The sequence below is a fragment of the Cupriavidus sp. IDO genome, from assembly GCF_000812465.1.
GTDB lineage: Bacteria > Pseudomonadota > Gammaproteobacteria > Burkholderiales > Burkholderiaceae > Cupriavidus.
In genome coordinates this window covers 1-14041 of record NZ_JWMA01000101.1, presented here as the reverse complement: position 1 = coordinate 14041, position 14041 = coordinate 1, and the positions used below count along the sequence as shown (strand labels likewise).

Sequence of the window (14041 nt, the reverse complement as noted above, 5' to 3'; positions counted from 1 at the left end):
CCACACCCCGCCGTAGGCGATCACGGCGCCGTCTTCATACAGGCAAGGAGCTTCGGGCGTCTGCGTGGCCCAGTGGCGGGGAATTTCGTGAATGAATTGGGGACGGAAGGAAGACATGGTGCTCGCTGTATCGGGAACAGAAATGCGCCGGGAGGCACATGTGGCTGGCGTTGCCAGTTTGCGCCAAGCGCGCCGGCGCGGCCATTTGGAATTGGCTAAGGCCGCCTTCGGCATGGCGTGAAGGCCGCAACGGTTCTGCCCGCCCGAAGGGCACCTTTGCCATTGATGAAGAACCGAACCGCGACCCGCCCCTACAATCGCCCGGCACAGTGAAGGGCCGCCGCGACTGCGCCATGCGGCCTGCGAAACACAGGGGACATTCAGATGGATTTGCGTTTTACCGTCGAGGAACAGGCCTTTCGCGAGGAAGTCCGGGCTTTCGTCCAGGCCAGCCTTCCGGAAGACATCCGCAACAAGGTGCTGAACCACCAGCGCGTCGAGAAAGACGACTATGTCCGCTGGCACCGCACCCTGCACGCGCACGGCTGGGGCGCCCCGACGTGGCCGAAGCAATGGGGCGGCACCGGCTGGAGCCCCCTGCAGCGTCTGATCTTCGAGATCGAGACGTTCCGCGCCGGTGCCCCGCGCCTGCTGCCGTTCGGCCTGACCATGATCGGCCCGGTGCTGATGAAATACGGCAGCCCGGAGCACCAGCAGCGTTTCCTGCCCCGCATCCCGACGGTCGACGATTTCTGGTGCCAGGGCTATTCGGAGCCGGGCTCCGGCTCCGACCTGGCGTCGCTGAAGACGCGCGCCGTACGCAAAGGCGACAAGTACATCGTCAACGGCCAGAAGACCTGGACCACGATGGCCCACTTCGCCGACTGGATCTTCTGCCTGGTGCGCACCGACGCCGAAGCCAAGGCGCAGGAAGGCATCTCGATGCTGCTGATCGACATGAAGTCGCCCGGCGTGACCGTGCGTCCGATCAAGACGCTCGACGGCGGCCATGACGTGAACGAAACATGGTTCGAAGACGTGGAAGTGCCGGTCGAAAACCTGCTCGGCGAAGAGAACCGCGCCTGGACCTACGCCAAGTACCTGCTGGGGCATGAGCGCACCGGCATTGCCGGCATCGGCCACTGCCATCGCGAACTGCGCCAGCTCAAGCACTACGCCAGCCAGGCCACCGACGGCGCCGGCCGCCCGCTGATCGAAGACGTGCGCATGCGCGACAAGATCGCCCGCGTGGAGATGGACATCATGGCGCTCGAAATGCTGCTGCTGCGCGTGGCCACGCAATCCGGCGGCACGCCGGGACCGGAGGCCTCGATCGTCAAGATCCGCGGCTCCGAAATCCAGCAGGACCTGGCCATGCTGATGATGGAAGTGGCCGGGCCCAGCGCCTGGCCGTATTCGCCGGACTGGCTGGAGCCGGGCGCCACGCAGCCGGTGTCCGGCCCCGACTGGGCCGCCCCTGCCGCCTCCACCTACTACGACATGCGCAAGACCACCATCTACGGCGGCGCGACCGAAGTGCAGAAGAACATCATCTCCAAGATGATCCTGGGTTTCTGAAGGGACAGCAGACATGGACTTTAGCTACAGCGAAGAGCAGCAGATGCTGGCGGACAGCCTGCGCCGCTTCATCGACACCGAATACACCTTCGAAGCCCGCCGCAAGAGCGCTCGCGCCGGTGAAAGCCTGGACCGCACCGTGTGGGGGAAGCTGGCCGAAATGGGCGTGCTGGGCCTGACCATTCCCGCCGACTTCGGCGGCTTCGGCGAAGGCGCGGCCAGCCAGCTGGTGGTGCAGCGCGAACTGGGCCGCGGCCTGGTGCTGGAGCCGGTGACGCCGAGCGGCGTGATGGCGTCGGCCGTCCTTGCCGCCTACGGCAGCCGGGCGCAGAAGGAAGCGTGGCTGCCGGCAATTGCCGGCGGCGAGAAGATCGTCACGCTTGCCTACCTGGAGCCGACCACGCGCTACCGTGCGGAAACGGCGCGCGCCAGCGCTGAGCCCCAGGGTGGCGGCTATGTGCTGAACGGCGTGAAAAGCACCGTATGGCACGGCGCGGCTGCCGATGCCTACCTGCTGACCGCACGCATTGCCGGCAGCAACGAGATCGCGCTGTTCCTGGTGCCGCGCGACAGCGCCGGCCTGACCGTCACCGGCTACCCGACCATCGACGGCCTGCGCGCTGCCGACCTGACGCTGCAGAACGTGGCAGTCAGCGCTGACGCCATCGTGGGCCAGCCCGCCGACGGCCTTGCCGCGCTGGGCGTTGGCCTGGAGCATGGCGTGGCCGCCCTGTGCGCGGAAGGCGCGGGCGCGATGGAAAAGCTGATCGAGATCACCGGCGAATACCTCGGCACGCGCCAGCAGTTCGGCAAGCCGCTGGCGACGTTCCAGGCCCTGCAGCACCGCATGGCCGACATGCTGGTGCAGAAAGAGCTGGCGCTGTCGATGGCCTACGTGGCCGCGCAGGCGCTCGATGAAGCCGATCCGGCCCGGCGCCGCCGCATGCTGTCGGCCGCCAAGGTCACGGTCGCGCGCGCGGGCCGCTTTGTCGGCCAGCAGGCTGTGCAGCTGCATGGCGGCATGGGCATGACCGATGAGCTGTCGGTCGGCGACTACTTCAAACGCCTGACCATGCTCGACCAACTGCTCGGCGACAGCGACTATCACCTGCAGCGCTTTGGTGAAGTGATGGAGGCCTGAGTCGCATACAGCCCGTGGCGCCGGATGATACGGTGCCCCCGGGGATCACAGGAAAGCGTATCGTCCGGCCGGAAGATACGCTTTCTTTTTTTGTGCCTCCCACTGGAATGTTTTCGACGAAAACATGGTGCCATGTGCCGCCCTCGAAGCTTTCGGGCTACACTCGGCCGGACAAACCCGACGGCTGGCCTTGGCATCGCAGGCTGAATATCTTCGTGGACTCCAGCAATGACTCGCTCCCCCCGGCACAACGGAGGCTGACATGTGGCGCGCCCTGCCGGGTCTGACCCGATGGCTCGCGGCCGGCGCGCTGGCCATGGCGTGGTGCAGCGCAAGCGCGGCCACGCCAGCCGCCGCCGCGTGTGCCTGGAACGACTGGGCAACATTCAGGCGCAGCACGGTCAGCGCGGACGGTCGCGTCATCGACGCCAGCACCGAGAACCAGGTCACGGTTTCCGAAGGCCAGGCCTATGGCCTGTTCTTTGCACTGGTGGCCAACGACCGCGCCACCTTCGACAAGCTGCTGAGCTGGACCGAGAACAACCTCGCGCAGGGCGACCTGGGCGGCCACCTGCCGGCCTGGATCTGGGGCCGGCTGCCGCCGGACAAGACCGGCAAAGACGGAAACGCGTGGGGCGTGATCGATACCCGCTCCGCGGCGGATGCCGACCTGTGGATGGCCTACACCCTGCTGGAAGCGGGCCGCCTCTGGCAGGAGCGCCGCTTTACCTCACTGGGCACGCTGATGGCGCGGCGCATCGTCAGCGAGGAAACCGGGCAATTGCCCGGCCTGGGCCGGACAGTGCTGCCCGGCCCGGCAGGCTTCAGGCTGGGCGACAACCGCTGGCGCCTCAATCCCAGCTACGTGCCCCTGCAGGTCATGCGCCGGCTGGCGGCGCTGTTGCCCGAGGAGCCCGGCTGGGCGCAGATGACCGACAGCTCCGTCAGGCTGATCCTGGAAACCGCGCCGCGCGGCTATTCGCCCGACTGGGTGGAATATGACGCCGCCAGCGGCTTCCTGCCCGACACCGCCACCAACGCCGAAAGCGCCTACAACGCGATCCGCGTCTACCTGTGGGCCGGTATGCTCGCGCCGCAGGATCCTCAGCGCGCCCGTGTGCTCCGGCAGTTCGTGCCGTTGGCCGACTACGTCGCGGCCAACGGCCATCCGCCGGAACGCGTGGACACCCGGACCGGCCAGCCCGGGCCGAACGTGGGCAACGGCGGTTTTTCCGCAGCGGTTGCGCCGTATCTCGCGGCACTGGGCCGCCAGGACCTGGCACGCGCGCAGGTGCAGCGCACGCGCGAGATGGCCGCGCGCGAACCGCTGGGCTACTACAGCGAGGTGCTGGCCCTGTTCGGCCTGGGCTACCTGGGCGGCCACTATCGCTTCGCCGTGGACGGCAGGCTGCTGCCGGCATGGAAGACCGGCTGCCGCGCGCGCTGACATCCCCGCCGACGCCGGGCCACGGGGCTGGAAGCGATGATCAAGCCGGATATCGGCGGCCTGAAACAGGCATATGAAGGCTGAGCGCCCCGGGGCCAGTGATCGCACAGCTATCAAGAAGCCCTGCGAACGTCCGTAATCGCTAGAATAGGCGCTGACGCCGTCAGACCCGGAGCCGGAACAGCCATGGAACCCCTCTCATTCGAGTTTGTCACCGTTGAGGAAGCAAAGCAGGTACTGGATGGCAATCCGCCATTGCAGGCCCAGCCTGACTGGACCGACGCCCGCCGCCCGCCAGCGCCGGAGGAGTCGGCCCTGACGGATACCGCGATGAGATGGCTGGCATCCCTCCCGCCCGAGGCACGCCCGCTGGAACTGTGCCGCCGCTATGCGCGCATCGGCAACCAGCTGGCGGCCCTCGCTGCCAACCCGGCCGCGCTGTCCGCCTATCTGGTCGAACTGCTGATCGACAGGCGCGGCGGGCGCCAGGGGTTTCCGGGAGGCATTGCGCTCGAGCTGTCCCGGCTGCACGAGCATGTCGCGCAGCTGCTGCCGAATATCGACGTCCAGCAAGGCTGGTCCGAGTCGCAGGACTGAAGTGCCGGGCCAGTGCGGCTTTGCACTGGCAGCAAGGCAGCGGGCGCAGTGGCGAGGAACCTTCCCTTCACCACCACAGCCCGCATCGATCCGGCAACTCAGACCGTCGCGGCCGTCCCCAGGATCGCCGTAGCCTGGCTCGACAGCGTGCCCCCGTTCCCGTGAACGAGGGCAATCTCGGCATCGCGAACCTGCCGCTCACCACATTCGCCACGCAACTGCCGCACGGCCTCGATGGTGATGAACATCCCGTACATCCCCGGATGCACGCATGACAGGCCGCCGCCGTTGGTGTTCACCGGCAACCGCCCGCCCGGCGCGATGCCGCCGCCGCTGACGAACTGTCCGCCTTCGCCCTTCGCGCAGAAGCCCAGGTCTTCCAGGAACAGCAGCGTGTTGATGGTGAACGCGTCGTACAGCTCGGCCACGTCGACATCGGCAGGCTTGAGGCCCGCCATGGCGAAAGCGCGTTCGCCGGATTCCTTGGCGGCCGTGACGGTGAGGTCGGGCATGCAGGAGATCTGGCGGTGCCACGTCGCGGTGGCGTTGCCGAGCACATAGACCGGCGGCTTGGCCAGGTCCCTGGCGCGGTCGGCGCGAACCATCACGTAGGCGCCAGCACCGTCGGAAACCAGGCAGCAGTCGCGCACGGACAGCGGATCGGAGACCATGCGCGCATTCAGCACGTCCTCGATGCTGAGCGGATCGCGCATCATCGCTTCGGGATTCAGTTGCGCCCACTTGCGCGCGGCCACGGCCACTTCGGCCAGGTGTTCGCGGGTGGTGCCGTACTGGTGCATGTGGCGGGCGGCCGCCAGTGCGTACGAGGTGATCGGCGACAGCGGGTTGTACGGATTCTCGTACGGCTGCGGATCGAGCACGGCGCGGACTTTGCCGATGCCCGCGCGGCCCACCGTCGAGGTGCGCTGGTTGCTGCCGTAGCAGACCAGCACGGCGTCGCACTGGCCGGATTCCAGCGCCATCATGGCAGGCAGCATGTGCGAGACAAAGCTGGAGCCGCCGATCATGGTGCTGTCGACGAACTTCGGCTTGATGCCGAGGTACTCGGCCACCGGCATCACCCACATGGTGGCGCCGACGCTGGCGGTGGCGATGCCGTCGATGTCGCGCATCGACATGCCGGCATCCTTCACCGCCGCCTTGGCGGCTTCCACCAGGATTTCCATTTCGGTCTTGCCATGGGCTTCGCCCAGGCCGGCCTGGCCGACGCCAACAATGGCGACGCTGCCGCGCAGAGAAGACAAACTCATGACTCAGCCCTCCACCGGATCGAACACGACGAGAGCGGCCTCGCCTTCTGCCTTGCCTTGCGCCACGCGCGCCTTCACGCGCATGCCGATGCGCACGGATGCCGGCGCGATACCTTCCACGCGGCTCATCATGCGCACGCCCTCGTCCAGGTCGACCAGGACGACGTTGTAGTCGCCGCCGGCTTCGGCCTTGCGGCGGATCACGCTGGTGGAATAGACCGTGCCGGTACCCTTGGGCTCGGTCCAGGCGAGCGCGTCACCGCCGCAATGCGGGCAGATGTTGCGCGGGAAAAAAACGTGGCGCTTGCAGTCCTGGCAATGCTGGATGCGAAACTGGCCGGCGGCGAGCATGTCCGCGTAGACCTTGTCCGGACCCGCTGCCGCTTCCTGGTGGGGCATGGTGTCTCCTTCACTTGATTCTGGATGAGGCCGCCATGGGCATGCCATGGCACAACGTCGCAGCTTGCCGCACTGCGCGCACCGCAGCAATTCGCTTCTGCCGAAGGCAGGATTCCCGAAAGCGGAAATCCCGTCCGCTCAGATCACCAGCTCGATCAGGAACGGGCCCTTGCGCTGGTTGGCCATCCGGAACAGGTCGGCAAAGGTTTCCATGTCGTGCGCACGCGCGCCCTCCACGCCCATGCCGTTGGCCAGCTGCACCCAGTTCAGGTCGGGGTTGCCGATGTCGAGCATGTCGAGCGCGGTCTTGCCGGGACTGGCGCCCACGCCTGCCAGTTCGCCCAGCAGGATGGCGTACTTGCGGTTGGCAAGCAGCACCACGGTCACGTCCAGCTTCTCGCGCGCCATGGTCCACAGCGACTGCAGCGTGTACATGCCGGAGCCGTCCGCCTGCAGCGCGACCACGCGCCGGTCGGGCGCGGCGATGGCCGCGCCGGTTGCCAGCGGCAGGCCCTCGCCGATAGCGCCGCCGGTCAGCTGCAGCCAGTCGTGCGGCGCGGCGTGAACGGTGCCCGGATAGAAGGCGCGGCCGAAGCTGACGCTCTCCTCGACGACGATGGCCTGCTCAGGCAACAGTGCGGTCAGCGTTTTTGCCACCGCTTCGGACGTCACCGCACCGCGCGCGATTTCCGTCGGCGCGGCATGCTGTGTGGGCGGCAGGGCCACTCGCGCCGCGCCCAGTTCGTCGGCCAGTCGCGCAAGGGCTTCGGCAAGGTCTTCCTCGGGCCGTGCCAGCACGTGAAGCAAGGCATCTTCCGGATAAGGCCGCGGCGATTTGCCGGGATACGCGAAGAACGTGACCGGCGCAGGCGCGCCGACCAGGATCACGTGGCGGATCTCGCCCAGCTTGTCGCGCGCCACATCGCCCGAGTATGGAATGCGGTCCACCGCGAGGCGCCCGCGTCCGCGCGAAACGCGCGCGTTGGACATCGGTGTGATCAGCCGCGCACCGGTGGCCGCGGCAATGCGGTGTGCGTCAGCCAGCGCGCCTTCGCGCAAGGCGCTGCCTGCCAGCACGACCAGCGTGGGCTGGCCCGAGCGCAATACGCGCGCGGCCTGCTGGATGGCATCAGGCGAGACCGTTGGCACCGGCAGCACGGGCAGCGGCGCCGCCACCTTGCCGCCTTCGTCCCAGCAGACGTCCGACGGCAGGATCAGGCTGGCAACGCCGCCAGGCGCCGCGCAGGCGGCCTGCACCGCAGCGGCGGCATCGGCACCGACCGATCCGGCGCCTGTCGCGGTGCGCGTCCATACCGATACCGGGCGCGCCCACCCTTCGGTATCGGCGGTGAGCGGCGCATCGAGCGGGCGGTGATAGGTGGCCTGGTCGCCGATGATGTTGACCACCGGCGTCTGCGCACGGCGTGCGTTGTGCAGGTTGGCCAGTCCGTTTGCCAGGCCCGGGCCGCAATGCAGCAGCGTGGCGGCCGGCTTGCCGGCCATGCGCGCGTAGCCGTCGGCCGCGCCGGTCACCACGCCCTCGAACAGTCCCAGCACGCAGCGCATGCCGGGAATGCGGTCGAGCGCGGCCACGAAGTGCATTTCACTGGTGCCGGGATTGGCGAAGCAGGTGTCCACGCCGCTGGCCAGCAGGGTCTTGACCAGGCTTTCGGCGCCGTTCATCGGTTGGGAGGTCTCCATGTGTCTGTTCCGGTAAGGGGGGTGGCATCAGGAACGCCGGCGCGGCGCGGGCTTGGCGCCGGCAAGCAGGTCGAAATCGAGGCAGACAAACTCCGTCGGGAATTCGATGCGGGCGTAGTAGACGATCACATCGTCCACGCAGGCAAAGCGGCGCAGCTCGGCGACGGGCGCGCCGACTTCCAGCTCCATTGCCGCCGCGGATTCCGCCCCGGCGGCAACGATCGACAGGCGCTGACGGGCCGCGCTGACCTGCAGCCCGGGGAAGCGGTCCAGTACCGGCACCGAAGCGCTCCTGCGGAAAGCCTCGGGCTTGCGGGCGAACACGCTGGCCTCGATATACACCTCGCCGACAGCGAAGGGCCGCCCGTCCGCACGGTGCAGGCGGCGCAGGAAGTGATACCCGGGCGCCCGCCGGCCTTCGCAGGGCATGCCGAGGTCGGCCGGCAGCGGCACATTGCCGGCGGACTCGACCAGGGCCTCGGTGTCGAGGTGCTCGCCCACTTCCACCGCCTCGTTCCAGCTGGTCGGCAAGGTCATCTGCCGGCGTGCGCGGCAGGCTGCCTTGACGAAGGTGCCGCGCCCGCGCGAGCGCTCAAGCAGGCCTTCGTCATCGAGCAGCGACAGCGCATGGTGCATGGTCATGCGCGCCACGCCGTACTGCTGGCAAAGGGTTTCGAGGGAAGGAATGCGCTCGCCCTGCTGCCACGCTCCGCTTTCGATCTGGCGGCGGAAGATGGTGGCGAGCTGCAGGTAGACCGGCTGGCGGCTGCGGGAAAGAAGGTCGCTGGAAGGGATGTCCGGCATGCTGGACGGGCTGCGGCGCAGCCCGCGCTGGAAGCAAGACAGGCCCGGCGCCTTTGCGGGGCGGCCGGGCAACGTCGATACCGGACTTTATAAAAGTCTACAAAACTAGACTACTAGGGTTTACCGCGTCTGCGGCAGACGCCTCAGGCGGCAGCCAGCACCACCGGCCTGTGCATCTCCGGGCTCGCGGCGGCGGCCGGCCGTGCAACCAGCCACTCCCGCACCATCGCCTGGACGGCCTCGGCACGCTCGATCTTGCGCCGGTAGGCAGAGCGTTTCTTGGAGGGGAGCTCAGTAATATCGCGGCGCGGCTGGCAAACCGGCACTTCGATATTGCCACCTGGCAGCGCAACGCCGTCGGCTTCCATCCAGAAGCCGTCATAGTCGGCATGAATCACACGCGGCGTGCGGCGCTGCTGCCCCACGTGATTCATGCGCGATACCGCCACGATGCGCCGCGCGCAAACAGAGGCAGCAAATGCCAGCAAGGCTTCCATGACCGCGTCCTTCGGCCGAAGGCCGTCGCAGGCCTTGGTCGCCAGCCGGATCAGCTCCCGGCTGGCCTCGCCCGCCGGGCCTTGCAGGCCGCCGACGAAGAGTTCCGGACCATCCTCGCCCTGGGCCAGGTAGAAGCTCAACTGGGCCAGGCAAACCCCGCTTGCCTTGTCGAGCCAGTAGAACGCCAGCTCGCCTTCGCGGATGTTCGGGCCGGCGTCGGCCAGGCGCAGCGCATAACGGTCGTCGAGCTGCAGCGTCTCGATCCCGCCAAAGAGATAGATCCGCCTGCAGACGTCGGCCGGCACCAGCTTGTGCAGCATGCCGTAATGCTCGAGCACAAAGCGCACACGATCGCGGAAACCCAGGCCGAGCGCGCCGAGCGGGCGAAATGGCCGCTCCAGCAGGCGCGGCTTTGCCGTCACCACGTGCCGCAGCAGTTCGCATGAGCCCGCGGCAGCCATCCAGCCATGCACGGCGCGCCAGCGAATCGCCGACTGCCCGACCAGCCGCAGGCGGCGCCGCAGCCATTTGCGGCTGCCAACCGGATAGCAGAACGCAGACACCGCGAACACGGTGAAGAGATAACGCAGGTACACCAACGGACTCAGGTCCGAAAAAACACCTCGATGGCTGACTGCGATCAGCCATTGGAGGGCAGCAACAGGCCCTTGCACGACGCAACTTCTCCCCAGATCGATGACCACCCGGTCCGCCGGCTATGTCCGGTCTGTATCCAGGCAGAAACATTTTCCTCACACCCGCGGGCCGGCGAAATCGAGGCAAACCCGTAACATTTCGTAACGTTTTGAAGTAAATGCGGTTGACGATCGCTGCAAAGAATTCCGGCTGGATCCCGGCAGATCACGATGCCCCGGCACGAGGGACAGACATGGGCAGCGGGAAGAGCGCTTCTGGCGGATGGATTGGAACCGCGGCAATTCGCCAGCCTCCGCCTCGTGCCAACCCCGCCACACGGCTCCCCTCGCCTTGCAGCCAGCCTCCAGAATGCGTCATGCCCCTCACTTCCCGGGGGCGCGCGTGCTGCCGCTTGCAGTCATTTCAAGGAGTTGTTCCATGTTGATGCGAGACGTGATCCCTCAAGTTCTGAACCGCGGTACGGCCATGCTGACGCAAGACGTACTGGATACACCTCCGCAGAAGACGTTCCACCATGCTATCGACATCTACCTCAAGGATTCCAATGCCTTCATGAACACTTACTTCGCCCGCTACTTCGAGTGGCAGGGCATCTGCCGCGAGCGCTGGTTCCACGAGTGCATCCACGACAACCTGCTGGCTGCCGGCGGTGTCTTCGTGACCAAGCGCGCGCACCAGGAATATGTGGAAGAGACGTTCCCGTTCCAGCGCGTGGACTGCTACCTGAACACGTTCCAGGTCAGGCAGTGCTCCGCCTACCTGCTGTTCCGCTTCTGCGTCGGCGGCCGGCCGGTTTCGCTGGGTTACCAGCAGATCGTGTTCGCCGACAAGGAAAGGCGGATCTCGCGCTTCCCGAAGGGAATCATCGAACGCGTGAAGGAATATGAGCTGATCCTGCCGGAGCTTGCCAGCTGAACGCAGTGACCAGGCAAGCCTGACGGCAGCACCGCCGGCGCGGGTCAGCCGGCGGTGCTGGCCCGGAAGCGGCTGTCCGCCATGGGGGTGAAGCGCGGCAGCTTCAGCGTGAAGGTGGTGTGCATGCCGGGCACCGATTCACATTCGATGCGGCCACCGAACGCCTCGATGACGCGGCGGCAGAAGGCCAGCCCCAGACCGGCGCCGCTGCCATGTGCCTTGGTCGAGAAGAACGGATCGAAGATGCGCGGCATCACGTCGGCGGGAATGCCCGGGCCCGTATCGCGAAAGCGCAGCACGTGGAAGGCGCCCTCGGCCGAGCCGGCAATCTCTATATGCCCCTCTCCACGCGAGCGGATCGCGTGCAGCGCATTTTTCAGCAGGTTGAACAGCACGTAGACCAGCAGCGTGTCCGAGCCGACAAAGCGCCAGGAATGGTCGATGCCGCGCACATGCACCCGCGTGCGCTCGTCGCCCTGGAACGGATAGCGCTCCAGCGCCGCCGCCACGCATTCGTCGATGCCGTGCGGGGCAAACGTGCTGCGGTCCAGCCGCTCCAGCGTGACCGAGGCCAGCGCCATGTCGATGACCGTGCTGGTGCCGTCCACTTCGCGCGTGATCGCGCCCACCAGGCTGGACACACGTTCCAGCTGGCCCGGCCGCATGCGGTCCTCGCACAGCCCGTGCTCCACCGCCAGCTGGTAGCCGTGCAGCACCTGCGGCCAGGTGCGCGCCATCTCCTGCGCCTGCATGCGGATCGTGGCCAGCGGCGTGCGCACTTCGTGCGCCACCGTGGCCGCGAGCGAATACGGATGCATCAGGTCATAGCGCACCACGCTCACCGCCAGGATGCCCAGGCTCAGCGCCACGAACACCACGCCCGGCGGATAGAAGGCGTAGCCATAGTTCACCGCATAATCCACGGCCGCCAGCGAATACAGGCCCACCGCAACCAGGCAGAGGTTGAAGCGCTTGCGGCGTTCCGCGGTGGCATTGCGGCGCGCCAGCACCAGTATCCACGCGCTGCGCAGCGCGACCAGCGCGGTCTGCACCAGGTGCAATGGATGCAGCGGCCCGGCTTTGGGATAGTCGCCGAAGTAATAGGTGTAGTAGCCCGACACCACCTGGCTGCCGCTGAGCAGCAGCATCGCCAGCAGCAGGCTCACGCCATACGAAGCCAGCAGCAGCGGCCGCTCCTCGCGGCGCTCGGTCACTTCGGCAATGAAGTGGTAGTAGGTGGTGGGCAGGAACAAGATGAACAGGTAGCCCAGCCTGGCCAGCAGCAGCGCCACATCCGGGTGCGCGGCCTGGAACAGGAAGACCCACGTGCCCTGCCACGCGAAGGTGGTCACGCAGAGCAGGAAGAACGAAGCCGACACGCGTGTCACGCCCTTGGTCACCAGCACATAGAGGCCGTAACCGAGGAAGGTCGACGATACGAAGGCTGGCAATGCAGCGTACATATTGGGCGAAAGCGAACCGGGCGATTCGTGGCGCGCTCACCTGACGCTGCGCGGCGCAGCATGGCTGCAGGGAAGTGGCCGGGAAGTAGCGGGGACAGCGAAGCAGCTAGCGCTGAACAGGAATGCGAGCGACATGGTATGCCGCCATGACTGCTTCCGTGCATCTTTTGATTGCATTCTGAGCTAACGTGCACTTAACGCGACCCCTCCTTGCCGGGGGTTCACAATACGCGGGCTTTTGCGCAAAGCGAAAAATGGCGGCGGGACGCCTGAGCGTTCCGCCGCCACCTACCGATACCGCCGGTGCCTTCCTGCCTGAAGGCTTACCAGCGCATGTCCCGCTCCCACGCCTTCATTTCTTCCTCGGCCTTTTCCTTGGTATAGCCATAGCGCTCCTGGATCCGGCCGGCCAGCTGGTCTCGCTTGCCGTTGATCCGCGTGATGTCGTCATCGGTGAGCTTGCCCCACTTCTCCTTGACCTTGCCCTTGGCCTGTTCCCACTTGCCTTCGATCTGATCCCAGTTCATGTCCGGCTCCTAGATATGGGTGCCCCGGGGCCGGCCCGCATGGAACCCGGACCCCGGGGGAATGCCCCGCCTGCCGGCGGGGGTGACGCTTCCTGTCGTATTACTTGCCGTACTTGGTCTTCACATCAGCCTGGCACTTGTCCTTGGCGTCGCCGGACATTGCATCGCAACGTTCCTTGTCGGCCTTGTAGGCGGCGTCCATGGTGTCCTTCTTGGCATCGCGGCGCGCCTCGGCCACCTCGGCGGCGCTGCCGGTGGCTTCTGCCTTTTCGACCTTCGCCGCGCCCAGCGCCTTTTCATGCGCTGCCTTGGCATCCTTCACGCAGACGTCCTTGTCGTTGCCCTTCTTGTCGTCGCACATTTCCTTGGCAACGTCATAGTCCCGGTCGGCCTTTGTCTTCATTGCCTTGGCGTGGGCCTTCTCGGTACCATCGCGGCGCGCCTCCGCTTCAGCCTTGGCCACGTCTCGGTCGCGCTTGGCTTCCGCCTTGCACACGTCCTTGGCGTTGGCCTTCATGCCATCACACTTGGCGGCGGCTGCCTTGTAGTCCGCATCTGCCTGCTTGACGGCGGCGTCATAGTCGGCCTTCGAACCGGCCGGGGTCTGCGCCAGGGCAAAGCTTGCCGGAGCGGCAACCAACATCGAACACACTGCTGCTGACAGCCATTTCTTGATCATGTCGAGCTCCTTCTCCAAGTGAAACCTGAAAGCCGCCTGCGCTGCCGTGGCAACGCCGTGTGGCCCGTCCGTACGTCAAGGTTAGGTTCCGGCCGGACGGGGAAGCAGAAGAATGGTTCCGAAAGGCGCGTCAGACGATTCCGACAGGGAGTGGATGGGATGGGGCATTTGCGGCAAGGGGGTTACCCTGGCGGATGCCTCGAAGGGCGGGTGAATCGGCAATAGAGGTTCGTTGCTGGATCGCGGGATTCGGTTCTTGGATGCGCGGCTGTTTCGCCGGCGTAGCCGGCGACTCCCTTTTTGACTGCGCCAAAAAGGAAGCAAAAAGCGCCTTCTTGCCCGCCGGGCGGGAGTCTTATCGTAG

The 14041-nt window shown here is 66.5% G+C and carries 13 protein-coding genes; 5 read left to right on the top strand and 8 right to left on the bottom strand.

Going from position 1 to position 14041, the window contains the following annotated elements; genetic code table 11:
• Positions 1 to 384 precede the first annotated feature (384 nt).
• The 4 genes from RM96_RS24620 (at position 385) to RM96_RS24605 (ending at position 4763) form a co-directional block, all read left to right on the top strand.
• A complete protein-coding gene (locus tag RM96_RS24620) occupies positions 385 to 1578 on the top strand; it encodes an acyl-CoA dehydrogenase family protein (RefSeq protein WP_039014347.1) in 1194 nt (397 codons plus the stop codon).
• 13 nt (positions 1579 to 1591) lie between these two features.
• On the top strand, positions 1592 to 2719 hold the full coding sequence (locus tag RM96_RS24615) for an acyl-CoA dehydrogenase family protein (RefSeq protein WP_039014346.1): 1128 nt from the start codon (positions 1592 to 1594) through the stop codon (positions 2717 to 2719).
• Between the two features lie 262 nt (positions 2720 to 2981).
• Entirely contained in the window at positions 2982 to 4166 is a 1185-nt protein-coding gene (gene bcsZ / locus RM96_RS24610) for a cellulose synthase complex periplasmic endoglucanase BcsZ (protein ID WP_039014345.1), read from the top strand.
• Between the two features lie 186 nt (positions 4167 to 4352).
• Positions 4353 to 4763 carry a hypothetical protein gene (locus RM96_RS24605; RefSeq protein ID WP_039014344.1) on the top strand — a complete coding sequence of 137 codons (411 nt, stop codon included), beginning with the start codon at positions 4353 to 4355 and terminating at the stop codon, positions 4761 to 4763.
• A 98-nt stretch (positions 4764 to 4861) separates the two neighbouring features.
• On the opposite strand, the gene RM96_RS24600 is transcribed toward RM96_RS24605, so the two are convergent.
• From RM96_RS24600 to RM96_RS24580, 5 genes are all read right to left on the bottom strand, one after another.
• The gene (locus tag RM96_RS24600) at positions 4862 to 6034 is read right to left on the bottom strand and encodes a thiolase (RefSeq protein WP_039014343.1); all 1173 of its coding nucleotides are present in this window, start codon (positions 6032 to 6034) and stop codon (positions 4862 to 4864) included.
• 3 nt (positions 6035 to 6037) lie between these two features.
• Complete coding sequence (locus RM96_RS24595) at positions 6038 to 6433, bottom strand: Zn-ribbon domain-containing OB-fold protein (protein ID WP_039014342.1); 396 nt, start codon at positions 6431 to 6433, stop codon at positions 6038 to 6040.
• Positions 6434 to 6571: 138 nt separating this feature from the next.
• Entirely contained in the window at positions 6572 to 8116 is a 1545-nt protein-coding gene (locus tag RM96_RS24590) for an acetolactate synthase large subunit (protein WP_039014341.1), read from the bottom strand.
• A gap of 45 nt (positions 8117 to 8161) precedes the next feature.
• Positions 8162 to 8938, bottom strand: a complete 777-nt coding sequence (locus RM96_RS24585) for a GntR family transcriptional regulator (RefSeq protein WP_039014340.1) — start codon at positions 8936 to 8938, stop codon at positions 8162 to 8164.
• 143 nt (positions 8939 to 9081) lie between these two features.
• On the bottom strand, positions 9082 to 10032 hold the full coding sequence (locus RM96_RS24580) for a DUF535 family protein (RefSeq protein ID WP_238587400.1): 951 nt from the start codon (positions 10030 to 10032) through the stop codon (positions 9082 to 9084).
• A gap of 478 nt (positions 10033 to 10510) precedes the next feature.
• Here RM96_RS24580 and RM96_RS24575 point away from each other — a divergent pair, with 478 nt between their 5' ends.
• Complete coding sequence (locus RM96_RS24575) at positions 10511 to 11008, top strand: acyl-CoA thioesterase (protein WP_039014339.1); 498 nt, start codon at positions 10511 to 10513, stop codon at positions 11006 to 11008.
• Between the two features lie 44 nt (positions 11009 to 11052).
• On the opposite strand, the gene RM96_RS24570 is transcribed toward RM96_RS24575, so the two are convergent.
• From RM96_RS24570 to RM96_RS24560, 3 genes are all read right to left on the bottom strand, one after another.
• The gene (locus RM96_RS24570) at positions 11053 to 12471 is read right to left on the bottom strand and encodes a sensor histidine kinase (protein ID WP_039014338.1); all 1419 of its coding nucleotides are present in this window, start codon (positions 12469 to 12471) and stop codon (positions 11053 to 11055) included.
• 323 nt (positions 12472 to 12794) lie between these two features.
• Positions 12795 to 12998, bottom strand: a complete 204-nt coding sequence (locus RM96_RS24565; protein WP_039014337.1) for a CsbD family protein — start codon at positions 12996 to 12998, stop codon at positions 12795 to 12797.
• 100 nt (positions 12999 to 13098) lie between these two features.
• Positions 13099 to 13677, bottom strand: coding sequence for a hypothetical protein (locus tag RM96_RS24560; RefSeq protein ID WP_039014336.1), 579 nt, complete (start codon positions 13675 to 13677; stop codon positions 13099 to 13101).
• Positions 13678 to 14041: the final 364 nt, after the last annotated feature.